Source organism: Micromonospora sp. NBC_01392, assembly GCF_045040125.1.
GTDB lineage: Bacteria > Actinomycetota > Actinomycetes > Mycobacteriales > Micromonosporaceae > Micromonospora.
On record NZ_CP109549.1, the window covers coordinates 3,449,804 to 3,474,984 of the forward strand.

Sequence of the window (25,181 nt, forward strand, 5' to 3'; positions counted from 1 at the left end):
GTCAGCTCGTGCGCGGCGCGTACATGATGATCGCGACGCCGACCAGGCAGATGGCCGCGCCGGCGAGGTCGTAGCGGTCGGGCCGGAACTTGTCGACGAGCATGCCCCAGGCGAGCGACCCGGCGACGAAGACGCCGCCGTAGGCGGCGAGGATGCGCCCGAAGTTCGGGTCGGGCTGGAACGTGGCCACGAAGCCGTAGACGCCGAGCGCGATGATCCCGCCCGCGATCCAGAGCAGGCCGCGGTTCTCCCGCCAGCCCTGCCAGACCAGCCAGGCGCCGCCGATCTCGGCCAGCGCGGCGACCAGGAACAGCAGGATGGATCGCGCGACGGTCATGGGTCCGACCGTACCGTCATCGATCTTGCCGCTGGAGCGGAGGTGCGGGCAGGGGCGAAAGTGGCGCCCGGGCCGGTCGGGCCCGGGCGCCGCAACGCCTCAGTACGCGTAGGTGACCGAGATGGTGGCGGCCGGGCAGTTGTTCGCCCAACTGGTCAGCGCGCTCTTCTCCGCGCTGTCCACGGTGAGCCGCCAGCGGATCTTGACCGCCACCCACTCGCCGACGTAGCGGCAACGGGCCGAGGCGTACGGCGGCAGCCAGGTGGCCGGGTCCTGGTCGCCCTTGGCCTGGTTGACGTTGTCGGTCACCGCGGCCAGGGCGCGCGCGTCACCCAGGTCGTTCGCGTACGCCTGGCGGCGGCTGGTGGTCCAGTTCCGGGCGCCGGAGTCCCAGGCCTCGGCGAGCGGGACCATGTGGTCGATGTCCAGGTCGCCGGTGGCCGTCCAGGTGGCGTTGTCGTAGTAGGAGTACCACCGGCCGCCGGAGAGCGTGCAGGTGCCGCTGATCGTGGGCTTCGTGGTGGCCTCGGCGTAGAGCACCTCGTTGCGGGTGTGGCAGCCGTCGCCGTCGGCGTCGATCCAGTGCGGGAACAGGTCACGGCTGTAACCGGTGCGGACCTCGGTGGCGACGGACAGGCCGGCGACCGCGGTGGTGAGCGACGCGGAGTAGCCGGCGGCGGGGGCTGGCTGGGCGAGGCCGAGGGTGGTGGCCAGGATCGCGGCGAGGCTGATGGCCGTGGCGCGCAGGTTGCGGGACATGGGACTCCATCCGTACGGGAATGGCGCGACTGTCCCATCCATATAGACAGATGTGGACGTCATGGTCCAGGTCGATCTCGGTGAACATCGCCTGACCATCGGCGCCGCGCCCGAGGACGACACGAATTCGACTGTGCCGGCCGGCCCGGCGGGCTACCTTCGCAGAAGAGGCGGCAGCGCCGCGTCCACGCCCGCGCCGTCCGATTGACGCGGTCGAGACGGCCGGTGACGAGCCTGGGGTACGACGAAAGGGGCGCCAGATGGCCGACGAGGTGACGTCGAAGGTGCCGCCCGACCAGGGCCCCGTCCTGGCCGCGCCGGTCCGGTCGACGCCGGCCGGCCCGCCGAGCAGCCTGGACCTGTGGGCCCGCGCCCAGATCCTGCACCGCTGCTTCGGCGACGACGACGGCGAGCCGCACATCATGCGCGGCCTGGACTAGACGCCCGTCCCACGGCCCCGCGCGACGGCGCCGGCCGAGGGCCGGCCCGGCGGCGCACCCGGTGAGCCAGCTCGTCGACGTCGGTCAGCGCACCGCCGCGCCCGCGCGGGCCAGCGCGTCCCGCCAGGACCGGGTGTGGAACGCGGCAGCCCCGTTGAACGCCAGGTCGAGGAAGCCCGGCCCGTCGCCGGAGGGCGGCCTCCGGTGCGCCCAGAACTCGTCCAGCCCGCGCCGCTGATCGGGGCTGGGCGACGGCGAGATGTCCGACCCCCGCCCGACCACGTCGTACCGCCGACCGTCGACGGTCAGCAGCAGCGTGCCCAGCCGGGTCAACCGCCCCCGCACCTGGCCGACGGGCGCCGCGAACACCTCCGCGCCGTGCCGGTCCCGGGCGCGCAGCCGGCCCTGGTCGAGCGTCATCAGCACCGGCACGCACCGCCGGCCGTTCCAGAGGCTGCGCCGCCAGTAGACGACGCTGGCGAGTGTCACGTCGGGATTCACGGCCGGGACTGTACCGGGGGCGCTCCACGGTGGCCGGCGGTGGCTACCCTGCCGGCGTGACCCGACGATCATGGTTCCTCGTGCTCGCCGCCGCGCTCGGCGTCGCGCTGCTGGCCGCCTGCGGCGGCGTGACCTGGCTGGCCCGCACCGGTGACGGCGAGGAGCGGGACTGCGCGGCACGGGTCGCCGCCGAGGAGGCCAAGGTCCGCACCGACCGGCGGTGGACCGACGCCGACGTGCCGGGCATCGGCGCGTACCCGGAGATCCACTGGCAGGTCGACTATCCGAGTTTCGCCTGCTCCCGTGCGCCCGGCCCGACCGACCGGCGCTACCAGGCGGTGGTGCGGCTGACCCCGGCCGACGCCCGCGCGCTCGCCGCCGCGTACACCTGGACGCCGGTGACCGGCGCGGCGCCCGAGGTGTGGCCGGCGCTCGCCGGGTACGTGCCGGCCGGCGTGCGTTGGCACCGCAGCGTCGACCACGACGCGGGCGCCGCCGAGGTGCGCTTCGACCCCGGCGCGGCGCTGCTGCTGATCACCGCCGTCGACACCTGATGAACGTTCGCCGCCGCCGATGCGTGAGAGCCGGTGGATACCGGGGTACTGCGCGGAACACAGGTTGGACAGCCGGGAGGTAGTCGTGGGGGACAGGACGGGACGTCGGCGGCTCGGGCCGCTCGCCGGGCTGGTGGTGGCCGCGGTGGTGGCCGCCGGCTGCATGGGTGGCGGGCTCGACCAGGGCGAGCCGCAGCAGCCCGCCCCCGAGCGCAGCGGGCGGGCGGCGTCCCCCGGCGCGGAGACCACCCGGGCCGACGGCACCACCAGCGTCGCCGAGTTCAAGCAGGACTTCTCCGACGCGGTGGCCGGCGCCGAGCAGTACTGGACCGCGCAGTTCCGCTCCTCCGGGGAACGCTTCCGGCCGGTTCGACGGGTGGTGGCGTACACCCGGGCCGGTGAGGTGTCCTGCGGCGGGCAGCCGCTGCCGCGCAACAACGCCGTCTACTGCTCGGCCGGCGACTTCATCGCCTACGACGTGAACTGGTCGGTGTCGGCGTTCCGGCAGATCGGCGACGCGTTCCTGTTCTACCTGCTCGGCCACGAGTACGCGCACGGCGTGCAGACCCGGCTCGGCATCCGCTACGACTACACCATCCAGCAGGAGTTGCAGGCCGACTGCATGGCCGGGGCCTACCTGGGCGACAGCGTGCGCGCCGGGACGCTCAAGGTGGAGGACGGCGACCTGGACGAGTTCCGGGAAGGGCTGCTGGCGGTCGGCGACGACCCGGACCAGCCGTGGTTCGCCGAGGGCGCGCACGGCACCGCCGAGCAGCGCAGCGAGAAGTTCTTCGCCGGTTACGAGAACTCGCTGAAGGTGTGCGACCTCGGCTGATGCCACAGGTCACCCCGGCCGGCGGCGCCGCCGGCCGGGCCGGGTCCGGCTGGCAGGATCGGTGGGGCACACCCACCGAAGGAGGCCCCCGCTGAGCAGCCCACACCCCGCCGCCGTGCTCTTCGACATGGACGGCACGCTCGTCGACAGCGAGAAGCTGTGGGACGTCGCGTTGCAGGAGCTGGCCGCCGTCTACGGCGGCACGCTCTCCGCCGAGGCCCGTCACGCGATCATCGGCACCGCGATGGCCGACTCCATGCGGATCGTGCACGCCGACCTGGGCCAGCCGGACCGCGACCCGCAGGCCAGCGCCGACTGGATCAGCGCGCGGATCCTCGACCTGTTCCGCACCGGGCTGCGCTGGCGTCCCGGCGCGTTGGCGTTGCTGCGCGCCGTCCGGGCCGCCGGCATTCCCACCGCGCTTGTCACCTCCAGCGGCCGGTCCCTGGTCGAGGTCGCGCTGGAGACCCTCGGCCGGGACAGCTTCGACGCGGTGGTCTGCGGCGACGAGGTGGGCGAGGCCAAGCCGCACCCGGAGCCGTACCTGACCGCCGCGAAGCTGCTGGGCGTGCCGATCGAGCGGTGCGTGGCGATCGAGGACTCACCGACCGGCGTGGCGAGCGCGTTGGCCGCCGGCGCGGCGGTGCTGGCCGTACCGGCCGAGGTGCCGCTGCCGCCGACCGACGGCGTACACCAGGTGGAGAGCCTCACCGCGGCGGACCTGGAGCTGCTCGCCGCGCTGCTGAACCGGTAAGGAAGGGCCCCTTCTTAACGCCTGGCGTTAAGAAGGGGCCCTTCCTTACACCTCAGTCGTGGGCGATGGCGCCGAGCACGTTGATCCGCGCGGCCCGGATCGCCGGCAGCACCGCCGCGACCACACCGATGATCGCGGCCAGCACCAGGAACGTCACCATCTGGCCCCAGGGCAGGACCAGGTCGGTGATGCCCTCGTCCTTGAGCGCCCGGACCACCGCCGCGCCGAGACCGGTGCCGACCACCACGCCGAGCAACGCGCCGAAGATCGAGATCACCACCGCCTCGACCGTGATCATCCGCATGGTCTGGGCCCGACGCAGGCCGATCGCCCGCAGCAGGCCCAGCTCACGGGTGCGCTCCAGCACCGACAACGCGAGCGTGTTGATGATGCCCAGCACCGCGATCACGATGGCCAGCGCCAACAGGATCTGGATCATCCGCAGCGGCGTGTCGAGCTGGCTGGTCTGCTGCTTGATGAACGCCGCCCGGTCCGCCACCGACACCTCCGGGCTGTCCGCCAGCAGCCGCTCGACCTGCGGCTGCACCGCGCCCACCGAGGTACCCGGGGTGAGCTGCACGAAGCCCTGGATGGGCTGCGGGATGGCGAAGTCGGCGGTCGCCTGCGGCGGCAACACCACCGGGTTGGTGAGCTGGGAACTCTCGTAGATGCCGCTGACCGTGTACGTGCGGGCCTCGCCGCGGGACAACTGCACCGGCACGGTCGAACCGACCGACAGGTTGCGGGACTTCGCGGTGTCCGAGCTGAGCAGCATCTGGTCCGGGGCCAGCCGGCTGATGTCACCGGCGGTGGCCTTCGCCCCGAAGATCCGCTCCAGCGCCGCCACGTTGCTCGACGCCGCCACCCAGGTCCGCTCGCCGCCCACCGTGGCCATGTCGCCGTACTCGCCGTCGACCAACTGCACGCCTGGGATCGCGGCGGTCTTCTCCAGCACCGCCGCGTCGAAGCTCGCCGGACGCGGCCCGGACGAGGCGCCGGAGATCACCAGCTCGGCCTTGATCCGGTCCTCGGCGAGCGCGCTGATGCTGCCCTTCGCCGAGTCCAGGATCACCGTCACGCCGGTCACCAGCGCGATGCCCACCATCAGCGCGGCGGCGGTGATCGCGGTCCGGCGCGGGTTACGGCCCGAGTTCAACCGGCCCAGCTTGCCCGGCACCGACCAGGAGAAGATCGCGCCGAGCAGCGACACCACCGGCCGGCTGATCACCGGCGTCAGCAGCGCCACCCCGATGAACGCGAACAGCACGCCGCCGAGGATGGTCGCCAGCGTGTTGCCGCCGGCGTTGCCGCTGAGGCCGAGGAAGAGCAGCACCGCGCCGACCGTGGTGACCACCGCGCCGCCGACGGTCACCTTGGTCAGCGGCCGGTCCGGCGTGGCGACGTCCTGCATCGCGGCGATCGGGGGGATCCGCGCGGCGCGCAGCGCCGGCAGCAGCGCCGCGACCACCGTGATCAGCAGACCGACCGCGAACGCGCCGATCACCGCCGCCGGCGGCACCCCCAGCCCGGCCAGCGTGAGACCACCGGCGAGCTTCCCGAACAGGTACGCCAGCAGCGCGCCCACCCCGATGCCGGCGGCCAGGCCGAGCACCGAGGCGATCAGGCCCACCGCGACCGCTTCCAGCACCACCGAGCCGATGACCTGCCGGCCGCTGGCCCCGATGGCCCGCATCAGCGCCAGCTCACGCGTGCGCTGGGCCACGATGATCGAGAAGGTGTTGAGGATCAGGAACGTGCCGACCAGCAACGCCACCGCGGCGAAACCGAGGAGGATCTTGTTGAAGAACGACAACCCCTCCTTCAGCCCGGCCGAGGCGTCGTCGGCGAGCTGGTCGCCGGTCTTGACGTCGTAGGCGCCGCCCAGCGCGCCGGACACCTCGTCGCGCAGCGCCTCCGGCGTGGTGCCGTCCGCCCGCGCGGTGACGTTGGAGAACACGTCCGGCTTGCCGAGCATCAACCGCTGCGCGACAGGCGTGGTGAACGCGACCTCGTTCGCGCCGCCCACGGAGTCCCGGCCACCGCTGTAGCCGAACACGCCGACCAGCGTGAACTCCTTCTTCGGTGACAGGGTCAACACGCCGACCCGGTCACCGACCTTCACTCCGGCCGCCTTCGCCAGCGCGGCGTTGACCACGATCTCGTCGTCGGCCTGCGGGCCGCGCCCCTCGCGCAACGACACCAGGTCGCTCTCGCCCAGCCAGTTCTCGCCGAGCTGCGGCGGCCCGAACGAGGTGACCACCTTGCCGTTGCCGCCGATCAGCCGCGCGCCGTCGGCCGCCACCACGCCGCGCACGTCCGCCGCGCCCGGCACCGCCTTCACCCGGTCCACGAGCGACGCCGGCACCGGGCCGGCCACCTGCTCGCCCTCGGTCTCGGAGACCTCGACCTTCGGCTTCGCCGCCACGTTCACGTCCACGTCGGCGTAGGCGTCGGCGAAGACCGCGTCGAACGAGCGGCCCAGCGTGTCGGTGAGCACGAACGCGCCGGAGACGAACATGACGCCGAGCACCACCGCCAGCCCGGACAGCAGCAGGCGCAACTTGCGCGCCAGCAGGCTCTTCAGCGTTGCCCGGAACATCAGTTGCCCACCTCGACCGGCGCGTCCAGCTTCTTCATCGTGTCCAGCACCGTGTCGGCGGTCGGCTCGATCAGCTCCGAGACGATCTGCCCGTCGGCCAGGAAGACCACCCGGTCGGCGTACGCGGCGGCGGTCGGGTCGTGGGTCACCATGACGATCGTCTGGCCGTGCTCGCGTACCGAGCTGCGCAGGAAGTTCAGCACCTCGGCGCCGGACCGGGAGTCCAGGTTGCCGGTCGGCTCGTCCGCGAAGATCACCTCGGGGCGGGCGACAAGCGCCCGCGCGCACGCCACCCGCTGCTGCTGGCCGCCGGAGAGCTGCGCCGGGCGGTGCCCGAGCCGATCCCGCAGCCCGACCGTGTCGATCACCGTGTCGTACCAGGCCGGGTCGGCCCTGCGGCCGGCGATCGACAGCGGCAGCAGGATGTTCTCCTGCGCGGTGAGCGTCGGCAGCAGGTTGAACTGCTGGAAGATGAAACCGACCTTGTCCCGGCGCAGTTTCGTCAGGCCCGAGTCGTTGAGCCCGGTCACCGTCGTCTCACCGATCATCACGGTGCCCCGGGTCACCGAGTCCAGACCGGCGAGGCAGTGCATCAACGTCGACTTGCCCGAGCCCGACGGCCCCATGATCGCGGTGAACCGGCCGCGTTCGAACTCGGCGCTCACCCCCCGCAGCGCGATGACCTGCGCCTCGCCGCTGCCGTACACCTTCCACACGTCGTTCGCCCGGGCCGCGGCCTGCGCCTGCCGGCCTACCGTCGCGGTCACGTCATCTACCTCTTCCGTCTGGCTTGCTGATCCGCACCGCCCCCGCTGGTCGGTGCGGCAGTTCCATCCTCGGTGCCGCCGGGCCCGGAACCGTCCGACCCCGGGCGGACTCCGTGCCGAATTTCCGGTGAGGGTCGCCCCCCAGGCCCGCTCAGGGTGATCCCTGACCGACCGGCGACGCCGACGGTAGAACCTCACGCCGCGTCACGGTCAACCCCACGCCGCCGCCGTTGGTCACGGTACGTGAGCGCCGCCATCTATTTCCCCGGCCGCACCAGCCCCGTCTCGTACGCCAGGACCACCGCCTGCACCCGGTCCCGCAGCTTCAACTTGGTCAGCACGTGCCCGACGTGCGTCTTGACCGTGGTCTCGCTGACCGACAGCGCCCGGGCGATCTCGGCGTTGGACAGCCCGCGCGCCACCTGCACCAGCACCTCCCGCTCCCGGTCGGTCAGCGGGTCCAGCACCCGCGGTCGGCTGGCCGCCGGATCCGGCAGCACGTCGGCGAAGCGGTCCAGCAGCCGGCGCAGGATCCGCGGCGCCACCACCGCCTCCCCGGCCGCCACCGTGCGGATCGCGGTCACCAGGTCCTCCGCCGGCACATCCTTGGCCAGGAAGCCGCTCGCCCCGGCGCGCAACGCGCCGACCACGTACTCGTCCAGTTCGAACGTGGTCAGCACCAGCACCCGTACCGGCAGTCGGGCGTCCACGATCGTCCGGGTCGCGGCCACCCCGTCCATCCGCGGCATCCGGATGTCCATCAGCACCACGTCGGGCAGCAACCGCCGGGACAGCTCCACCGCCTCCACGCCGTCGCCCGCCTCGCCCACGATGTCCAGGTCGTCCTCGACCCCCAGCACCATCCGGAACCCGGCACGCAGCAGCGGCTGGTCGTCGGCGAGCAGGACCCGAACCGGTCGGGGCGCGGCGGCGTCGGTCATCGTCTCCCTCGTCTTGCTGGACGGCGGTCAGCCCGGAACCGGGTCGGCCGGGCGCGGCGGTCGCCGGGCGCACACCCGGAGACCACCGCCCGGCGTCGACCGGTCCGCAGGAACCCACCGTAGAGGGCGACCGGTTCCCGCATACCGACCGCACCGGATCCGATCCAATCGCCCCACCCACCGCCCCCACCCGCCCCGTCCCGCCCCGCCCCGCGCTCACCCGCCCCGCCCTGCGGCTCCACCCACCGCTTTCACGGAAAGCGTGCTCATGAGGGTTCCTGGGCGCCCGCTTTCACGGAAAGCGTGCTCATCGAGGTCTCTTGACGCACGCTTTCCCGAAGGCGGCCTCATCGGGGTCCGCGTGACCCGCCGTCGGGAGAAACGGGTCTGTGGATCTAAAGGTGTTTCCGGCCTGACCTGCCGGGCGTTGTGCCTGGTGAGGAGGGTGCCGTGATGACCGCGACACTGAACGACCAGACCGGACGCAGGAAGCGGCCCGAGCCGTCGGCGGAGGCGAAGGCCGCCGCCGAGCTGGTCCGGGCCGCGAAGGAGCAGGGCCTGTCGTTGATCGGCCCGGACGGCCTGCTGAAGCAGTTGACCAAGACGGTCCTGGAGACCGCCTTGAACGAGGAGATGACCGAGCACCTCGGTTACGCCAAACGCGACCAGGCCGGCGCCGGGTCGGGCAACATCCGCAACGGCACCCGGGCGAAGACGGTCCTGACCGAGGCCAACGGGCCGGTGCAGATCGACGTGCCGCGGGACCGGGCGGGCACCTTCGAGCCCCAGATCGTGCGTAAGCGGCAGCGCCGCTTGTCGGGGGTCGACGAGGTGGTGTTGTCGTTGTATGCCAAGGGCTTGACGACCGGGGAGATCTCGGCGCACTTCGCCGAGATCTATGGGGCTTCGGTATCGAAGGAGACGATCTCGCGGATTACCGACAAGGTGATCGAGGAGATGGTCGACTGGTCCCACCGCCCGTTGGACGAGATCTATGCGGCGGTGTTCATCGACGCGATCGTGGTGAAGGTGCGGGACGGGCAGGTCGCGAACCGGCCGTTCTATGCCGCGATCGGAGTCACCCTGGACGGGGAGAAGGACATCCTCGGGTTGTGGGCCGGCACGGGTGGTGAAGGCGCGAAGTTCTGGATGAGTGTGCTGACCGACCTGCGCAACCGGGGCGTCAAGGATGTGTTCTTCCTGGTCTGTGACGGCCTCAAAGGGCTGCCCGAGGTCGTGACGAACGTGTGGCCCCGCACGGTGGTGCAGACCTGCGTCATCCACCTGATCCGCAACACGTTCCGGCTCACCTCCCGTAAGTACTGGGACGAGATCAAGCGCGACATCAAGCCGATCTACACCGCCGTCAACGCTGACGCGGCCAGAGCCGCGTTCGACAACCTGGCCGGCAAGTGGCGCGGCCGGTATCCGGCGGTGATCCGCTTGTGGGACAACGCCTGGGCGGAGTTCATCCCGTTCCTCGACTACGACCTGGAGATCCGCAAGGTCATCTGCTCGACCAACGCAATCGAGTCCCTCAACGCCCGCTACCGGCGGGCGGTCAAGGCCCGCGGCCACTTCCCCAACGAGCTGGCCGCGTTGAAGTGTCTGTACCTGGTGACCCGGTCTCTGGACCCCACCGGGGACGGCCGAACCCGATGGACGATGCGCTGGAAACCTGCGTTGAACGCCTTCGCCATCACCTTCAGCGACCGCTTCCCAGCCGCTGAAACCTACTAACCAAGATCGCCGGAAACACCGTTAGCGAGACAGCCCCGGAGAAACGAGCCCGCCCGGAGCGGAGTGACACTTTCTGGGAAAGCGTGGGTATCAGCGCCGGCATGGCCCCACTTTCCGGGAAAGCGGGGCCATGTCCGGGGGAGAGAGGCGGGCGCGCGGCGTCGGGTGGGCGCACGGGCGGCGGGCGTGGGTGGGAGAGGACAAGGCGCGCACGGGCGGGATAGGTGGGCGCGCTGCCCTTGGTGGATCGGGGTGCACGGGCGGGGATGGGTGGGCGTGCTGCCCCGGCAGATCGAGGGCCCGGGCGGGGAAGGGGTGGGCGTGCTGCCCTGGTGGATCGGGGGGCCGAGCGCGGGTGGGTGGGCGCGCTGCCCTGGTGGATCGGTGCACGGGCGGGGTGGGCGCTGCGCTGGCGTAGCGGGGACGACCCGCCCGTCGACGGATCCGGGCCCCGGAGGGCTCACCCGGCGGGGACGGGCCTCACTCGTCGGCCCCGGGGCTGGCTGGTCGGGAACGGGCGTCCACCAGCGGGTCGGGCGCGGCGGCGGCCACCGGGAACGGCGGCGGCGTGCCGCCGAAGGTCGGGCAGAGCGCCTGGTGGCTGCACCAGTCGCAGAGCCGGCTCGGCCGGGGACGGAAATCCTGCCGCGCGGTGGCCTGCTCGATCGCCCGCCACAGCGCCACCACCGTGCGCTCGAAGCGCACCAGCTCGTCGGCGTCGGGCGCGTAGTCGCAGACCTCGGCGTCCTTGAGGTAGAGCAGGCGCAGCACCCGCGGCACCACGCCCCGGGTCCGCCACAGCACCAGCGCGTAGAACTTGAGCTGGAACAGCGCCCGCGCCTCGAACGCCTCGCGCGGCGCGCCGCCGGTCTTGTAGTCGACCACCCGCAGCGCGCCGTCCGGGGCCACGTCGAGCCGGTCGAGATAGCCGCGGATGAGCAGCTCGTCGTCGACCACCGCGGAGATCAACGCCTCGCGCTCGGCCGGCTCCAGGCGGCGCGGGTCCTCCACCGCGAAGTAGCCCTCCAGCAGCCCCGCCGCCGACCGCAGGAAGCCCTCCACGCCGGCCGGGTCGTCGTCGGCGAACAGCGTCGCCAGCTCCGGCTCCTCGGTGACCAGCCGGTCCCACTGCGGGGCGACCAGATCGCCGGCCGACTCCGGGGTGCGCGCCGGGGCCGGCAGGTCGAACAGCCGCTCCAGCACGGCGTGCACCAGCGTGCCCCGGGCCTGCTCGACCGTGGGGCGTTCCGGCAGCCGGTCGATGCTGCGGAACCGGTAGAGCAGCGGACAGGTCTTGAAGTCGGCCGCCCGCGACGGCGACAACGACGCCCGCACCGTGACCGGCGTCGGTGCCGCCGTCGGGTCGCCCTGCGTGTCGATCACCGGTTCCGCCGTCATGCCCGGAAGGTTAGGCCACCGGTGTGACACCACCACCGTCGCCGTGCCGGACCATGATCTACAGACGCGTAGCATCGCCGGGGTGGAGCAGCGGACCCGACGGCCGCGCCGGCCCGGGCTGAGCCTCGGCCGGGTCTTCGGCGTGCCGCTGCGCGCCGACGCGTCGATGCTGCTGCTCACCGTCGTGGTCACCGTGCTCTACGCGGCGCTGGCCCGCCGCCAGCTCGACCTCGGCCCGCTCGGCGGTTACCTGGTCGGCTTCGGCTTCGTCGTCTCGCTGCTCGGCTCCGTGCTGCTGCACGAGCTGGGACACGCGCTCACCGCCCGCCGGTTCGGCATCGGTGTGCGGGGAATCACGCTGGAACTGCTCGGCGGCTACACCGAGATGGACTCCGACGCCCCCGACCCCCGGACCGATCTGCTGATCTCCCTGGCCGGCCCGGCCGTGTCCGCGGTGCTCGGCGCCGGCGCGGTCGCCGCCACGCTCACGCTGCCCGCCGGCACCCTCGGCCACCAGCTCGCCTTCCAGCTCGCGGTCAGCAACGTGGTGGTGGCGATCTTCAACAGCCTGCCCGGGCTGCCGCTGGACGGCGGGCGCGCGCTGCGTGCCGCGGTCTGGGCGCTCACCCGGGACCGGCACCGGGGCACCGAGGTGGCCGGCTGGGTCGGCCGGGCCGTGGCGCTGGGCACGCTGGCCCTGGTGGTGGCGCTCACGCTGCGCCGGGCGCTCGCCCCGCTGGCGTTGCCGCTGCTCCTGCTGGTCGCGCTGACGCTGTGGCGGGGCGCCGGGCAGTCCATCCGACTGGCCCGCATCGGTCGCCGGCTGCACCTGGTCGACCTGACCCGGCTGGCCCGCCCGCTGCTGCCGGTGCCCACCGGCACCCCGCTGGCCGAGGCGCAGCGTCGCCGCGCCGAGGCGGGCACGCCGGACGCCGCGCTCGCCGTGGTCGACTCCGCCGGCCGGACCGTGGCGCTTGTCGACCCGGCGCGCGCCGCCGGCGTACCCCCGGAACGGCGGCCGTGGCTCGCGGTGGACGAGGTGGCGCGCGGCCTGGCGGCGTTGCCCGCCCTGCCGGTCGGCGCGGACGGCGAGCGGGTGCTGGAGACCGTCCGCACCCACCCGGCCGCGCAGTACCTGGTGACGGCAGGCGAAGATGTGGTCGGCGTGCTCCACGTCGCGGACCTCGCCCAGCTCCTCGAACCGAAACGGAAGACGAACACGTGACCGTAGAGAACTCCACCGTCCCGGCGCTGCCCCCGGTCCACCGCGGCCCGTTCCGGATCGGCGACCGGGTCCAGCTCACCGACCCGAAGGGCCGGATGCACACCGTGACGCTGGAGCCCGGCAAGGAGTTCCACACCCACCGCGGGATCCTCAAGCACGACACGCTCATCGGCCTGCCCGACGGCAGCGTGGTCACCACCTCCGGTGGCGGCACCGCCTTCCTGGCGCTGCGACCGCTGCTCTCCGACTACGTGCTCTCCATGCCCCGCGGCGCGCAGGTGATCTACCCGAAGGACTCGGCGCAGATCGTCGCGATGGGGGACATCTTCCCCGGCGCCAAGGTGCTGGAGGCCGGCGCCGGCTCCGGCGCGTTGTCCTGCTCGCTGCTGCGCGCCGTCGGCACCGAGGGGGAGCTGCACTCCTTCGAGCTGCGCGACGACTTCGCCCAGATCGCCCGGCGCAACGTCGAGGCGTTCTTCAACGGCCCGCACCCGGCCTGGCGGCTGCACGTCGGCGACGTCGCCGACTGCGCCGAGACCGGCTTCGACCGGATCATCCTCGACATGCTGACCCCGTGGGAGATGCTCGACATGGTCGAGCGGGCGCTGGTCCCCGGCGGCGTGCTGATCGGTTACGTGGCCACCACGCCGCAGCTCTCCGAGCTGGTCGAGGCGCTGCGCGAGCGCGGCGGCTGGACCGAGCCGCGTGCCTGGGAGTCGATGGTCCGCGACTGGCACGCCGAGGGCCTCGCGGTCCGGCCGGACCACCGCATGATCGCGCACACCGCGTTCCTGGTCTCCGCGCGCAAGCTCGCCCCCGGGGTCACCGCGCCGCCGCGCCGGCGCAAGCCCAGCAAGGGCGCCGAGGCGTACGCGCAGCGCCGCGACGCCCTGCGCGCCGCGGCGGCGGCCCGGCCGGTGGAGGAGCCCGACCAGTCCTGACCCCCGCCGCGCGAACCGCCACGGTCGGGCGGATCATGTGTGCCCGTGGGGACGACGACACCGGAGACGGTAAGCATGACAGAGCGGACCGGGACGCGCGGTGGGCGCGTCCGTCCCGGCCCCGGCGGTACCGGTCGACGGGAGGTGGCGTGAGCAGTCCCGGCTACGGCAACGGCGAGATGCCCGCCGTCTTCCCCGACTGGTCGCCCTACGCCGACCTGGAATCGGCCGCCCGGGCCTACCTGCGGGACCCCGACATCGCCCTGGAGGCGCTCGGCGGGGTGCTGCGCGGGGCCTCCGTGCTCGGCTTCACGCTGGAACGCTTCGTCAACGAGGTCAACGGGGTGTGGCAGGAGGTCGTCGTCTGCGACGGCAGCCGGCTGGTGCTCTGGCACGGCGAGGACGTGCCGCCGGGGGAGGGGCCGCCCGGCGCGATGACCTCGTCGCTGCGGGTGGTGCCGGTCTCCACGGTCACCGAGGTCGGCTGCCGGCGCCGGCTCACCCGCGCCGAGGACGGCACGGTCCGGGTCGACAGCATCGACGTGTACCTGCTGCTCAGCTCGCTTGACGAGGCGCCGCCGAGCGACGAGGCGGCCGGCACCCCGCGGCACGACGCGCTGCGCTTCGGCAAGACGCTCGACGACGGCGGCGCCGGGCAGATCACCCGGCTGGAGGAGTTCGCCCGGCTGGTGGCCTCGGTGGTCGGCCGGCCCATGCTCTGAAGCCGGCCCATGCTCCGAGTCGACCGGGGGCTCTGAGCCGGTGACGGCCCAGGCGGCACGACGCGGGCCGGGGACGGCGTCCCCGGCCCGCGTCAGCCGTGCGTCAGTCCTCGGCCTCCGGGCCGGCCACCTCGACGCCGTCGCTGCCCCGCGTCACGTGGATGCACTCGCCCGGACACTCCTTCGCCGAGTCGATCACCTCGAGGCGCAGGTGCTCCGGCACGTCCACCCGGGCGCCCGGGGCCTGCCGCAGCTCGCCGTCCGGGCCCTTGACGTACGCCAGGCCGTCGACGTCGAACTCGAAGACCTCCGGCGCGTACTGCACACACAGTCCGTCACCCGTGCAGAGGTCCTGGTCGACCCAGACCTGCAACTGGTCTGTCGCGACGTCGGTCACGAAGCACCCCCCATGTTCTCCCGTCCCGGACTCTGACGGTACCCGAACGCCCGTACCCGCCCGTCGACCAGCCCTTGGCGATCAAGCTTCGGTGACGAGCGCGTTGCGGAGGACCGAATCGGGCTCATAGCGGCTAGTGTTAGCTCAGAACGTTCAAGCCCCCCGGGGAGGTGGGACGTGGCACGCAGCGACGACGCGGACTCGCGCGCCGCACGGTGGGAAAAGGAAGCCCACGATCTCTCCACGCAGGTCGCGTTCCTGCAAGAGGAACTCGCTCTGGTGCGGCGCAAGTTGACCGAAAGCCCCCGACACGTCCGGCAGCTCGAAGAGCGGCTGGCGGCCACCCAGGCACAGTTGGCGCGGCTGACCGAGAACAACGAGCGGCTCGTGAGCACCCTCAAGGAGGCTCGCGCGCAGATCGTGACGCTCAAGGAGGAGATCGACCGGCTCGCCCAGCCACCCAGTGGCTACGGCGTCTTCCTGGCGAAGCACGACGACGGCACGGTGGACGTGTTCACCGGCGGGCGCAAGCTCCGCGTCGCCGTCTCGCCCTCGCTGGAGACCGACGAGCTACGCCGTGGGCAGGAGGTGCTGCTCAACGACGCACTCAACATCGTCGACGCGTTCGGCTTCGAGCGGGTCGGCGAGGTGGTGATGCTCAAGGAGATCCTGGTCGGTCCGGACGGCGCGCCGGGTGACCGGGCGCTGGTGGTCTCCCACTCGGACGAGGAGCGCATCGTGCACCTCGCCGAGACGCTGATCGGCAGCCCGATCCGGGCCGGCGACTCACTCATGATCGAGCCCCGCTCGGCGTACGCGTACGAGCGGATCCCGAAGAGTGAGGTCGAGGAGCTGGTCCTGGAGGAGGTGCCCGACGTCGACTACGAGGACATCGGTGGCCTCCAGGCGCAGATCGAGCAGATCCGCGACGCGGTGGAGCTGCCGTTCCTGCACGCCGACCTGTTCCGCGAGCACCAGCTCCGGCCACCGAAGGGCATCCTGCTCTACGGTCCGCCCGGCTGTGGCAAGACGCTGATCGCCAAGGCGGTGGCCAACTCGCTCGCCAAGAAGATCGCCGAGCGGTTGGGCAAGGACCGGCACACCAGCTTCTTCCTCAACATCAAGGGTCCCGAGCTGCTCAACAAGTACGTCGGCGAGACCGAGCGGCACATCCGGCTGATCTTCCAGCGCGCCCGGGAGAAGGCCGGCGAGGGCACCCCGGTGATCGTGTTCTTCGACGAGATGGACTCGATCTTCCGCACCCGCGGCTCCGGCGTCTCCTCCGACGTGGAGAACACCATCGTTCCCCAGCTGCTCAGCGAGATCGACGGCGTGGAGGGGCTGGAGAACGTCATCGTCATCGGCGCCTCCAACCGGGAAGACATGATCGACCCGGCGATCCTGCGGCCCGGTCGGCTCGACGTGAAGATCAAGATCGAGCGGCCGGACGCCGAGGCGGCCAAGGACATCTTTACGAAGTACGTCCTGGCCGACCTGCCGTTGCACGCCGACGACCTGGCCGAACACGGCAGCGACCCGCAGGCCACCGTGGCCGCGATGATCGACGCCGTCGTCCTGCGGATGTACTCCGAGACCGAGGAGAACCGCTTCCTCGAGGTCACGTACGCCAACGGCGACAAGGAAGTCCTCTACTTCAAGGACTTCAACTCCGGCGCGATGATCCAGAACATCGTCGACCGGGGCAAGAAGATGGCCATCAAGGAGTTCCTCACCTCCGGGCGCAAGGGGCTGCGGTTGCAGCACCTGCTCGACGCGTGCGTCGACGAGTTCCGGGAGAACGAGGACCTGCCCAACACCACCAACCCGGACGACTGGGCCCGCATCTCCGGCAAGAAGGGCGAGCGGATCGTCTACATCCGTACGCTCGTCTCCGGCGGCAAGGGCACCGAGGCCGGCCGGTCCATCGAGACCGCCAGCAACACCGGCCAGTACCTCTGAGGACGGCCCGACCGGGGCGGCGCCACACCGGCGCCGTCCCGGTCGGTCGTCTCCGAGCGGGACGGCGCGCCACCTACCGTCGATGTGCCGACTACGCTCGACGTGACGGGGACCGGGACGGCGAGCGGAGCGGGCAGGTCGATGAGCGTCAGACGGATCATGGGCACCGAGGTCGAGTACGGCATCTCCGTGCCCGGCCAGGCCGGAGCCAACCCGATGGTCACCTCCTCGCAGGTGGTCAACGCCTACGGGGCGCGACCGGAACTCAACCGGGGCGGACGGGCCCGCTGGGACTACGAGGAGGAGTCGCCGCTGCGCGACGCCCGCGGGTTCACCTACTCCGGGGCGGCGTACGACCCGGCCGAGGCGCTCGCCGACGAGGACCTCGGGCTGGCCAACGTGATACTCACCAACGGCGCCCGGCTCTACGTCGACCACGCCCACCCCGAATACTCCACCCCGGAGGTGACCACCCCGCTCGACGTGGTCCGCTGGGACAAGGCGGGCGAGCGGGTGATGGCCGAGGCGGCCCGACGGGCCGCCACGATCCCGGGCACCCACCCGATCCACCTCTACAAGAACAACACCGACAACAAGGGCGCCAGCTACGGCGCCCACGAGAACTACCTGATGCGCCGGCAGACACCGTTCGCCGACATCGTGGCGTACCTGACGCCGTTCTTCGTGACCCGGCAGATCGTCTGCGGCGCCGGCCGCGTGGGCATCGGCCAGGACGGCGGCCAGAGCGGCTTCCAGATCTCCCAACGTGCTGACTTCTTCGAGGTCGAGGTCGGGCTGGAGACCACGCTCAAGCGGCCCATCATCAACACCCGCGACGAGCCGCACGCGGACGCGGACAAGTACCGCCGCCTGCACGTCATCATCGGCGACGCCAATCTCTCCGAGATCTCCACGTTCCTCAAGGTCGGCACCACGTCGCTGATCCTCGCCATGATCGAGGAGAAGGCGCTCGGCGCCGACCTGGGCATCGCCGACCCGGTGGGTGAGTTGCGCGCGGTCAGCCACGACCCGTCCCTGAAGCACCTCATGCGGATGCGCGACGGTCGCCGGCTGACCGCGCTGGACGTGCAGTGGGCCTACCACGAGCGGGTTCGTTCCTTCGTGGACCAGCGGTACGGCCCCGACGTGGACGCGCAGACCGCCGACGTGCTGGACCGCTGGGAGAGCGTGCTGGACCGGCTCGGCCGCGACGCCTTCGAGTGCGCCGACGAGCTGGACTGGGTGGCCAAGCTGCGGGTCCTGGAGGGCTACCGGGAGCGGGAGAAGCTCGGCTGGGGCTCGCACAAGCTGCAACTGGTCGACCTGCAGTACTCCGACGTGCGGCCGGAGAAGGGCCTCTACCACCGGCTGGTCCAGCGCGGCTCGATGAAGACGCTGCTCACCGACGAGCAGACCCGCACCGCGATGACCGAGCCGCCGGAGGACACCCGGGCCTACTTCCGCGGCCGGTGTCTGGCCCAGTACGCCTCCGAGGTGGTGGCCGCGAGCTGGGACTCGGTCATCTTCGACGTGGGCCGGGAGTCGCTGGTCCGGGTGCCGATGATGGAGCCCGAGCGGGGCACCCGCGCGCACGTCGGTCAGCTCTTCGACAGGTGCGAGAGCGCCAAGGATCTGCTGGAGCTGCTGACCGGCGGCTGAGCCGGTTGCCGGAAGGCCCGTTGCGTGCCCAACCCGGCGCGCGGCGGGCTTTTCGTCGCCCGCGCGAGGTAAGTTGATCGCAGGCGATCGTGGAGGAGGCACCACCATGGCGACGCAAGAGGGTGGTCAGACCCAGTCCGGCAAGTCCCACGAGGAGGTCGAGGAGGTCACCGCGCAGGCCAATCCCGAGGTGGCCGAGCGGCACGCCGAGATCACCGAGGACGTCGACGACCTGCTCGACGAGATCGACTCCGTCCTGGAGGAGAACGCAGAAGAGTTCGTGAGGGGATATGTGCAGAAAGGGGGTCAATGAGGCTTATGTCCGATTTGCCGCAGGCTTCGGACAAGCTCTGCCCCCAGTGTGGTCGGTCGCTGCCGGCGTCGGCGTTTCACCGTAACCGGCGGCGGCCAGATGGCCTGGCCTTCTACTGCAAGACCTGCGCACTCGCGCGCTCGGAGGCGAGCCGCCGTAGGCGCGGGATCACGCCGCAGAAGAAGGCTGCCGTGCCGGTCGCGGACGGCCTGAAGTGGTGCCCCGACTGTGCGCAGATCAAGCCGGTCGACGACTTTCCTCGAACCACCAACGCGAGCGGTCGCCACAGCTACTGCAAGCCCTGCCACATCGCACGGGGCAACGAGAGCAAGCAGCGGCTCTACGGCGGCAATCGCGAGTACCACCTGCGTCGCCGCTACGGGGTCGGGGAGAAGGAGTTCCAGGAGCTCCTGGCCGAGCAGGGCGGCGTGTGCGCGATCTGCCGGCGTCCCGATCCGGAACATCTGGACCACGATCATCGCACCGGATGGGTCCGCGGGATACTCTGCTTCAACTGCAACGGCGGTCTCGGCCAGTTCAAGGACAACCTCGACAACCTGGCCGGGGCGATCACATACCTGAGAGGAACCACGTGGCAGCGGGTTTTGATCCATCCGGGCGTCTTCCAGATGTGTTCACCAACGCGGGGACGTCCTCCTTCACCACGTTCCTGAGCAAGGCGGCCCCCGAGATGCTGCCGGGTCGTCGGCCGCTGCCGCCCGGCATGGCCGCCGACCTGGCGCCGCACGCGACCACGATCGTGGCGATCGCGGCCGCGAACGGCGTGGTCATGGCCGGCGACCGTCGCGCCACCATGGGCAACCTGATCGCCCAGCGTGACATCGAGAAGGTGCACCCGGCCGACGCGTACTCGCTTGTCGGCATCGCGGGCACGGCGGGCATCGGCATCGAGCTGATGCGACTGTTCCAGGTGGAGCTGGAGCACTACGAGAAGATCGAGGGCGCGATGCTCTCGCTCGACGGCAAGGCCAACCGGCTGGCCTCGATGATCCGGGGCAACCTGGGCGCGGCCATGCAGGGCCTGGCCGTGGTCCCGCTGTTCGCCGGCTTCGACCTGGCCGCGAGCGACCCGGCGCGGGCCGGCCGGATCTTCAGCTTCGACGTGACCGGCGGTCCCTACGAGGAGACCGGTTACGACGCGATCGGCTCCGGTTCGCTGTTCGCCAAGTCAGCGCTGAAGAAGCGCTTCCGGGCCGGCCTGTCGGTCGACGACGCGACGCGGCTGGCCGTCGAGGCGCTCTACGACGCCGCGGACGACGACACCGCCACCGGCGGCCCCGACCTGACCCGGCGGATCTACCCGGTCGTGATGACCGCGACGGCCGAGGGCACCCACCGGCTCACCGACGCCGAGACGGCGGCGATCGCGGAGAGCGTGGTGTCCGGTCGGATGGAGAACCCCGGCGGCTGACCCCGCTCGCACGTCCACCGAGTCAGCAGTCCCGCACCACAGGTACGAAGGAGAACCGCCGCCGTGGCCATGCAGTTCTACGCCTCGCCCGAGCAGATCATGCGCGACCGCTCCGAGCTGGCCCGCAAGGGCATCGCCCGGGGCCGCAGCGCGGTGGTCCTGAGTTACGCCGGCGGGGTGCTCTTCGTCGCCGAGAATCTGTCCAGCACGCTGCACAAGGTCAGCGAGATCTACGACCGGATCGGCTTCGCCGCGGTCGGCCGGTACAACGAGTTCGAGAACCTGCGCCGCGCCGGGGTGCGGATGGCCGACCTCAACGGCCTGAGCTACGACCGGCGCGACGTGACCGGGCTGGCGTTGGCGAACGCGTACGCGCAGACGCTGGGCGCCATCTTCACCGAGCAGTCGAAGCCGTTCGAGGTGGAGATCTGCGTGGCCGAGGTGGGCGCCACGGCGGAGGACGACTCGCTCTACCGGGTGACCTACGACGGCTCGGTCAACGACGAGCCGGGCCGGATGGCGATGGGCGGTCAGGCCGAGGCGATCACCGGGGTGCTGAAGAACGAGCACCGGCCGGAGATGTCGCTGTCGGAGGCGGTACGCGCCGCGATGAAGGCGCTGAGCAGCGTCGGCGGTGAGGGCGGGGCGGCCCGGACGATCGCGGCGAACCAGTTGGAGGTGGCGGTCCTGGACCGGCGCCGGGTGGGCCGGACGTTCCGGCGGATCACCGGGGCGGCGCTGACCGCGCTGCTGGACGGCGACGCGGAGGGTGACGTCGCGCCGGCGCCGGGCCGGGCGAAGACGCCGACGGTGCCGACCGAGGAGGCGAAGAAGCCGATCACGTCGGCGGGTTCGGCCGACCTGGAGGGCAATCGGGAGGACGCGCCCGGCGAGTGACGCCGGTTTCCGGACCCCGCCACGTCGCTGAGGTGGCGGGGTTCGTCGCTGTCCGGGGGTCCCGGCGTACGACGCTGACGGCGGGCGCTGCCCATCGGGGGCTCCGGGCGGCTAATGTCTCATCATGGAGCGGCGAATCTTCGGCCTCGAGACCGAGTACGGCGTCACCTGCACCTATCGCGGGCAACGCCGGCTTTCCCCCGACGAGGTCGCGCGGTACCTGTTCCGACGGGTGGTGTCGTGGGGCCGGTCGAGCAACGTTTTCCTGCGTAACGGGGCTCGCCTCTATCTGGACGTGGGCTCGCATCCGGAATATGCGACGCCGGAGTGCGACTCGGTGACCGATCTGGTGGCGCACGACCGGGCCGGCGAGCGGATCCTGGAGGGGCTGCTCGTCGACGCGGAGAAGCGGCTGCACGACGAGGGCATCGCGGGCGAGATCTATCTGTTCAAGAACAACACCGATTCGGCCGGCAACTCGTACGGCTGCCACGAGAACTACCTGGTGTCCCGGCACGGGGAGTTCGGCCGGCTGGCCGACGTGCTGATCCCGTTCCTGGTCACCCGGCAGTTGATCTGCGGTGCGGGCAAGGTGTTGCAGACGCCGCGCGGCGCCGTCTACTGCCTGTCGCAGCGGGCGGAGCACATCTGGGAGGGCGTCTCGTCGGCGACCACCCGGAGCCGGCCGATCATCAACACCCGGGACGAGCCGCACGCGGACGCGGAGCGCTACCGCCGGCTGCACGTCATCGTGGGCGACTCCAACATGAACGAGGTCACCACGCTGCTGAAGGTCGGCACCGCCGACATCGTGCTGCGGATGATCGAGGCCGGCGTGGTGATGCGGGACCTGACGTTGGAGAATCCGATTAGGGCCATCCGGGAGGTGTCGCACGACATCACCGGCCGGCGCAAGGTTCGGCTGTCCTCCGGCAAGGAGGTCTCGGCGCTGGAGATCCAGCAGGAATACCTGGCGAAGGCGACGGAGTTCGTGGAGCGCCGGGGCGGGGACCAGACCGCGAAGCGGGTGGTGGAACTGTGGGGGCGGGTGCTGCGGGCGGTGGAGACCGGTGACCTGGACCCGGTGGCACGCGAGATCGACTGGGTGAGCAAGCTCAAGCTGATCGAGCGTTACCAGCGCAAGCACGACCTGCCGCTGTCGCATCCGCGGGTGGCGCAGATGGATCTGGCCTATCACGACCTGCGTCGTGGCCGGGGCCTGTACGGGTTGCTGGAGCGCCGGGGCGAGGTGGACCGGGTGGCGAACGACCCGGAGATCTTCGAGGCGAAGGAGACGCCGCCGCAGACCACCCGGGCGCGGCTGCGTGGTGAGTTCATCCGGCACGCGCAGGAGAAGCGGCGTGACTTCACCGTCGACTGGGTGCACCTGAAGCTGAACGACCAGGCGCAGCGCACGGTGCTCTGCAAGGACCCGTTCCGCGCGTACGACGAGCGGGTGGAGCGGCTGATCGCCAGCATGTGAGCGCGGCGGCGGCCGGTGCCTTGGTGCCGGCCGCCGCGGCCCCGGTAGGCTGGCCCCGCCATGGACACTTCCGAACCGCAGGGCCGCGAGCGCGGCCGTACCTCCGGCCGCGAGCGGGACGGCGGCGCCGAGAAACTCAACTGGATCGACCGGCGGCGGGAGAAGATCCGCGCCGAGATCGCGCGCAACCGCCGCGGCGACCACAAGGTGCCGACCTGGGCGATGGCGGTCGCGCTGGTGGTGATCGTGGCGGCCTGGGTCGGGCTGATCGTCTTCTTCGGCTGAGGCCGGCCGGCGAGGTGGCTCAGCCGAGCAGGCCGGCGGCGTACCGGCCGGCGGCGGCGGCGGCCAGGAAGTAGGCGTGGTCGGCGTCGAGGCCGCGGCCCATCGTCGACAGCCCGACCGGGCTGGCGCGCAGCGCCGCGTCGAGGCCGTCGGTGGGCACCGTGACGACGCGGTGCCGGTCCGCCAGCGGTGCCAGCGCCGCCGTCACGTCCGCCGCCAGTTCCGGGTCGAGGCCGTCGGGCACGACCAGTTCCGCGGGGGCCAGCGCGACCCGGCCGTACGCGGTGAGGCTGTGGTGGGAGACGCCGCGGTGCCGGGGGCGGGGATCGGCGTCGGAGATCCGCAGTGAGCCGACCGGGCGTCCGCCCAGCGTGGCGACCGCGTTGACGGCTTCACCGACGGCGACGCCGGAGAAGCCCCAGCGGGTGCCGGTGCCGAGGTTGCCCGGCCCCTGGGCGACGATCGCCAGGTCGGCGTGGAGCACGTGTCGGGCGGCGAGCAGGCCGCTGTGCAGCGTGCTGGCTTCCAGGTCGCCGCCGAACGCCTGGCCGACGCTGACCGTGCCGGCGAGGTGGCCGGCGAGGCCGGCGAGGGTGCGGGAGAACCAGGCGGGCAGCGCGCCGCCGTCGGTGAGCAGGTACGCGACCCGGGCGTGCGGGGCGTCGGCGTGCACGCCGGCCAGGATCGCCGGCAGGGCGGAGTGCAGGTCGGCGGTGACCACCGGCATCCCGTCGACGGACTCGGCGGTGGCCAGCCGGTGGTGGTGCGGGGAGGCTTCCTCGTCGACGCCGAGCAGGATCGGTTGCAGCGGCGTGTAGCGGGCCTTGACGAGGTGCCCGGCGTCGCGGCTGTCGCCGGCCTGCGGCGGGTCGGCGGGGAGCCGGTCGGGCAGCGCGACGACCAGGGCGTAACCGCCGGTCCCGAGGCCCATCAGCAGCGCGCCGGCGTTGAGCAGCACGCGGTCGCCGGGTTCCGGGTCGCCGACCAGCGCCGGGTAGGCCAGGGCCCGCATCCGGGCGCCGTCGGGCAGGTCGACGTCGAGTTCCACGGCGCCGGCCCACCGTCGTCGTACCGTCGTGACCGTGCCGGACCGCCATCGCACCATGACCGGCAACCTATCGGCCGGCGGCGGGGCGGGCGACGGCCGGGTCAGGCGTCCTGGTCGACGGGTCGACCGGGTTCGTCCTGGGTGGTCCGGGCGCGCCGGCCGGTGGCGCGGGACCGGGTGGGGTCGAGGAAGACGTACGCGATCTCCGGGAACCGCCCGGTGAGTCGGCGTTCCGCCTCGTCGGCGGCGGCCTCGATCTCGGCGCCGGTGGCGTCGTCGCGGAAGTCGACCTTGGCGGCGACCAGGATGTCCGCCGGGCCGAGGAACATGGTCATCAGCGTGTCGACCCGGTCGACCGTCGGCAGCGTGGCCAGCTCCTGCTCGATCTGCCGGTGGGTGCGTTCCGAGACGGCGCGGCCGACCAGCAGCGAGATGTTGCTGTGCGCCAGGATCGCGGCGACCACCAGCAGCAGCACGCCGATGAGGATGGAGGCGACGCCGTCGTAGAGTTCGTCGCCGGTGAGGTGGGACAGGGTGAGCCCGGCGGCGGCGATGAGCAGGCCGATCAGCGCGGCGCTGTCCTCCAGGAAGACGGCCTTGACCGTGGTGTCGGCGGTGAGCCGCAGGTAGCGGCGGGGGGTGGTGCGCCAGCGCCGGGACTCGCCGCGCACCTGCCGGACGGCCCGGGCCAGCGACACCGACTCGATGGCGAACGAGATCGCCAGCACCACGTACGCGACCAGGTAGTCGCCGGTGTGTTCGTGCACGAGGATGGTGGTGACGCCGTGGGTGATGGCGAAACCGGCGCCGGCCACGAACGTGAACAGCGCGGCGAGGAACGCCCAGACGTAGCTCTCCTTGCCGTACCCGAACGGGTGCCGGGGGTCGGCGGGCCGCGCGCCGCGACGCAGCGCCAGGTAGAGCAGCACCTCGGTGGTGGTGTCGGCGACCGAGTGGGCGGCCTCGGAGAGCATCGCCGCGGAGCCGGAGAGCAGGCCCGCGACCAGCTTGGCGATCGCGATGGCGAGGTTGGCCGCGCCGGCCACCACGACGGTGCCGACGCTCTCGGTCTTGACTTCCGGTTCCGCCATGGGCTCACCCTATGGCCGGTCCGGACGGGCCGCCCGGTGAGCTGGACGGGGCCGCTCGGGTGGTGACCGCGCGCCGCGCCCGCGTGGGTGCCCGCGTCGGACGC

27 protein-coding genes are annotated in these 25,181 nt (G+C 71.9%); 17 read left to right on the forward strand and 10 right to left on the reverse strand.

All coding sequences use genetic code 11. The annotated features are described in order from the left end of the window. Position 1: 1 nt before the first annotated feature. The gene (locus OG767_RS15465) at positions 2-337 is read right to left on the reverse strand and encodes a YnfA family protein (RefSeq protein ID WP_405094037.1); all 336 of its coding nucleotides are present in this window, start codon (positions 335-337) and stop codon (positions 2-4) included. Positions 338-436: 99 nt separating this feature from the next. Continuing rightward, entirely contained in the window at positions 437-1,096 is a 660-nt protein-coding gene (locus OG767_RS15470) for an HNH endonuclease family protein (protein WP_405094038.1), read from the reverse strand. Positions 1,097-1,157: 61 nt separating this feature from the next. Here OG767_RS15470 and OG767_RS15475 point away from each other — a divergent pair, with 61 nt between their 5' ends. Together OG767_RS15475 and OG767_RS15480 are read left to right on the forward strand one after the other, a co-directional pair. Further along, positions 1,158-1,304: a hypothetical protein gene (locus OG767_RS15475; RefSeq protein WP_405094039.1), complete on the forward strand. Its 147-nt coding sequence runs from the start codon at positions 1,158-1,160 to the stop codon at positions 1,302-1,304. Between the two features lie 52 nt (positions 1,305-1,356). Continuing rightward, on the forward strand, positions 1,357-1,536 hold the full coding sequence (locus OG767_RS15480) for a hypothetical protein (RefSeq protein ID WP_281940737.1): 180 nt from the start codon (positions 1,357-1,359) through the stop codon (positions 1,534-1,536). 84 nt (positions 1,537-1,620) lie between these two features. Here the strand turns inward: OG767_RS15480 and OG767_RS15485 are convergent, their stop codons facing one another. Next, a complete protein-coding gene (locus OG767_RS15485) occupies positions 1,621-2,037 on the reverse strand; it encodes a hypothetical protein (RefSeq protein ID WP_405094040.1) in 417 nt (138 codons plus the stop codon). Positions 2,038-2,093: 56 nt separating this feature from the next. On the opposite strand from OG767_RS15485, the gene OG767_RS15490 reads away from it, so the two are divergent. From OG767_RS15490 to OG767_RS15500, 3 genes are all read left to right on the forward strand, one after another. Next, a complete protein-coding gene (locus OG767_RS15490) occupies positions 2,094-2,591 on the forward strand; it encodes a hypothetical protein (protein ID WP_146179871.1) in 498 nt (165 codons plus the stop codon). A gap of 85 nt (positions 2,592-2,676) precedes the next feature. Beyond that, positions 2,677-3,426, forward strand: coding sequence for a neutral zinc metallopeptidase (locus tag OG767_RS15495; RefSeq protein ID WP_405094041.1), 750 nt, complete (start codon positions 2,677-2,679; stop codon positions 3,424-3,426). Between the two features lie 115 nt (positions 3,427-3,541). Next, positions 3,542-4,180 carry an HAD family hydrolase gene (locus tag OG767_RS15500; protein ID WP_405094042.1) on the forward strand — a complete coding sequence of 213 codons (639 nt, stop codon included), beginning with the start codon at positions 3,542-3,544 and terminating at the stop codon, positions 4,178-4,180. A 52-nt stretch (positions 4,181-4,232) separates the two neighbouring features. Here the strand turns inward: OG767_RS15500 and OG767_RS15505 are convergent, their stop codons facing one another. The 3 genes from OG767_RS15505 to OG767_RS15515 form a co-directional block, all read right to left on the reverse strand. Further along, the gene (locus tag OG767_RS15505) at positions 4,233-6,779 is read right to left on the reverse strand and encodes an ABC transporter permease (protein ID WP_405094043.1); all 2,547 of its coding nucleotides are present in this window, start codon (positions 6,777-6,779) and stop codon (positions 4,233-4,235) included. Continuing rightward, positions 6,779-7,546, reverse strand: a complete 768-nt coding sequence (locus OG767_RS15510) for an ABC transporter ATP-binding protein (RefSeq protein WP_405094044.1) — start codon at positions 7,544-7,546, stop codon at positions 6,779-6,781. Before OG767_RS15510 ends, OG767_RS15505 begins: the two co-directional genes overlap by 1 nt. Positions 7,547-7,803: 257 nt before the next feature. Beyond that, positions 7,804-8,487, reverse strand: a complete 684-nt coding sequence (locus OG767_RS15515) for a response regulator transcription factor (protein ID WP_107155581.1) — start codon at positions 8,485-8,487, stop codon at positions 7,804-7,806. Between the two features lie 453 nt (positions 8,488-8,940). Here OG767_RS15515 and OG767_RS15520 point away from each other — a divergent pair, with 453 nt between their 5' ends. Then, positions 8,941-10,227, forward strand: coding sequence for an IS256 family transposase (locus OG767_RS15520; RefSeq protein WP_405094045.1), 1,287 nt, complete (start codon positions 8,941-8,943; stop codon positions 10,225-10,227). 480 nt (positions 10,228-10,707) lie between these two features. Here the strand turns inward: OG767_RS15520 and OG767_RS15525 are convergent, their stop codons facing one another. Further along, complete coding sequence (locus OG767_RS15525) at positions 10,708-11,625, reverse strand: RecB family exonuclease (RefSeq protein WP_396774483.1); 918 nt, start codon at positions 11,623-11,625, stop codon at positions 10,708-10,710. A gap of 82 nt (positions 11,626-11,707) precedes the next feature. Here OG767_RS15525 and OG767_RS15530 point away from each other — a divergent pair, with 82 nt between their 5' ends. The 3 genes from OG767_RS15530 (at position 11,708) to OG767_RS15540 (ending at position 14,513) form a co-directional block, all read left to right on the forward strand. Next, positions 11,708-12,850 (forward strand): M50 family metallopeptidase, encoded by a 1,143-nt coding sequence (locus tag OG767_RS15530; protein WP_405094046.1) that lies wholly within the window; start codon positions 11,708-11,710, stop codon positions 12,848-12,850. Then, positions 12,847-13,791: a tRNA (adenine-N1)-methyltransferase gene (locus OG767_RS15535; protein ID WP_405094047.1), complete on the forward strand. Its 945-nt coding sequence runs from the start codon at positions 12,847-12,849 to the stop codon at positions 13,789-13,791. Before OG767_RS15530 ends, OG767_RS15535 begins: the two co-directional genes overlap by 4 nt. 149 nt (positions 13,792-13,940) lie before the next feature. Then, positions 13,941-14,513 carry a hypothetical protein gene (locus OG767_RS15540; protein ID WP_343447548.1) on the forward strand — a complete coding sequence of 191 codons (573 nt, stop codon included), beginning with the start codon at positions 13,941-13,943 and terminating at the stop codon, positions 14,511-14,513. A gap of 103 nt (positions 14,514-14,616) precedes the next feature. Here OG767_RS15540 and OG767_RS15545 read toward each other — a convergent pair whose 3' ends face one another. Beyond that, positions 14,617-14,910 carry a ferredoxin gene (locus tag OG767_RS15545; protein ID WP_107155586.1) on the reverse strand — a complete coding sequence of 98 codons (294 nt, stop codon included), beginning with the start codon at positions 14,908-14,910 and terminating at the stop codon, positions 14,617-14,619. 177 nt (positions 14,911-15,087) lie between these two features. On the opposite strand from OG767_RS15545, the gene arc reads away from it, so the two are divergent. The 8 genes from arc (at position 15,088) to OG767_RS15585 (ending at position 22,938) form a co-directional block, all read left to right on the forward strand. Continuing rightward, entirely contained in the window at positions 15,088-16,869 is a 1,782-nt protein-coding gene (gene arc, locus OG767_RS15550) for a proteasome ATPase (RefSeq protein WP_107155587.1), read from the forward strand. A 141-nt stretch (positions 16,870-17,010) separates the two neighbouring features. Next, positions 17,011-18,528: a depupylase/deamidase Dop gene (dop, locus tag OG767_RS15555; protein WP_405094048.1), complete on the forward strand. Its 1,518-nt coding sequence runs from the start codon at positions 17,011-17,013 to the stop codon at positions 18,526-18,528. A 106-nt stretch (positions 18,529-18,634) separates the two neighbouring features. Continuing rightward, complete coding sequence (locus OG767_RS15560) at positions 18,635-18,841, forward strand: ubiquitin-like protein Pup (RefSeq protein ID WP_073836803.1); 207 nt, start codon at positions 18,635-18,637, stop codon at positions 18,839-18,841. 5 nt (positions 18,842-18,846) lie between these two features. Next, on the forward strand, positions 18,847-19,515 hold the full coding sequence (locus tag OG767_RS15565) for an endonuclease VII domain-containing protein (RefSeq protein WP_405094049.1): 669 nt from the start codon (positions 18,847-18,849) through the stop codon (positions 19,513-19,515). Beyond that, the gene (prcB, locus tag OG767_RS15570) at positions 19,434-20,273 is read left to right on the forward strand and encodes a proteasome subunit beta (protein ID WP_199199544.1); all 840 of its coding nucleotides are present in this window, start codon (positions 19,434-19,436) and stop codon (positions 20,271-20,273) included. Before OG767_RS15565 ends, prcB begins: the two co-directional genes overlap by 82 nt. A 63-nt stretch (positions 20,274-20,336) precedes the next feature. Beyond that, complete coding sequence (gene prcA, locus OG767_RS15575) at positions 20,337-21,170, forward strand: proteasome subunit alpha (RefSeq protein ID WP_405094050.1); 834 nt, start codon at positions 20,337-20,339, stop codon at positions 21,168-21,170. A 124-nt stretch (positions 21,171-21,294) separates the two neighbouring features. Beyond that, positions 21,295-22,653, forward strand: a complete 1,359-nt coding sequence (pafA, locus tag OG767_RS15580) for a Pup--protein ligase (protein ID WP_107155591.1) — start codon at positions 21,295-21,297, stop codon at positions 22,651-22,653. Between the two features lie 60 nt (positions 22,654-22,713). Then, the gene (locus tag OG767_RS15585; protein WP_405094051.1) at positions 22,714-22,938 is read left to right on the forward strand and encodes a hypothetical protein; all 225 of its coding nucleotides are present in this window, start codon (positions 22,714-22,716) and stop codon (positions 22,936-22,938) included. A 19-nt stretch (positions 22,939-22,957) separates the two neighbouring features. On the opposite strand, the gene OG767_RS15590 is transcribed toward OG767_RS15585, so the two are convergent. Continuing rightward, entirely contained in the window at positions 22,958-24,043 is a 1,086-nt protein-coding gene (locus OG767_RS15590; RefSeq protein ID WP_405094052.1) for a DUF3866 family protein, read from the reverse strand. Positions 24,044-24,087: 44 nt separating this feature from the next. Beyond that, complete coding sequence (locus tag OG767_RS15595; RefSeq protein WP_405094053.1) at positions 24,088-25,077, reverse strand: cation diffusion facilitator family transporter; 990 nt, start codon at positions 25,075-25,077, stop codon at positions 24,088-24,090. Between the last annotated feature and the right edge of the window lie 104 nt (positions 25,078-25,181).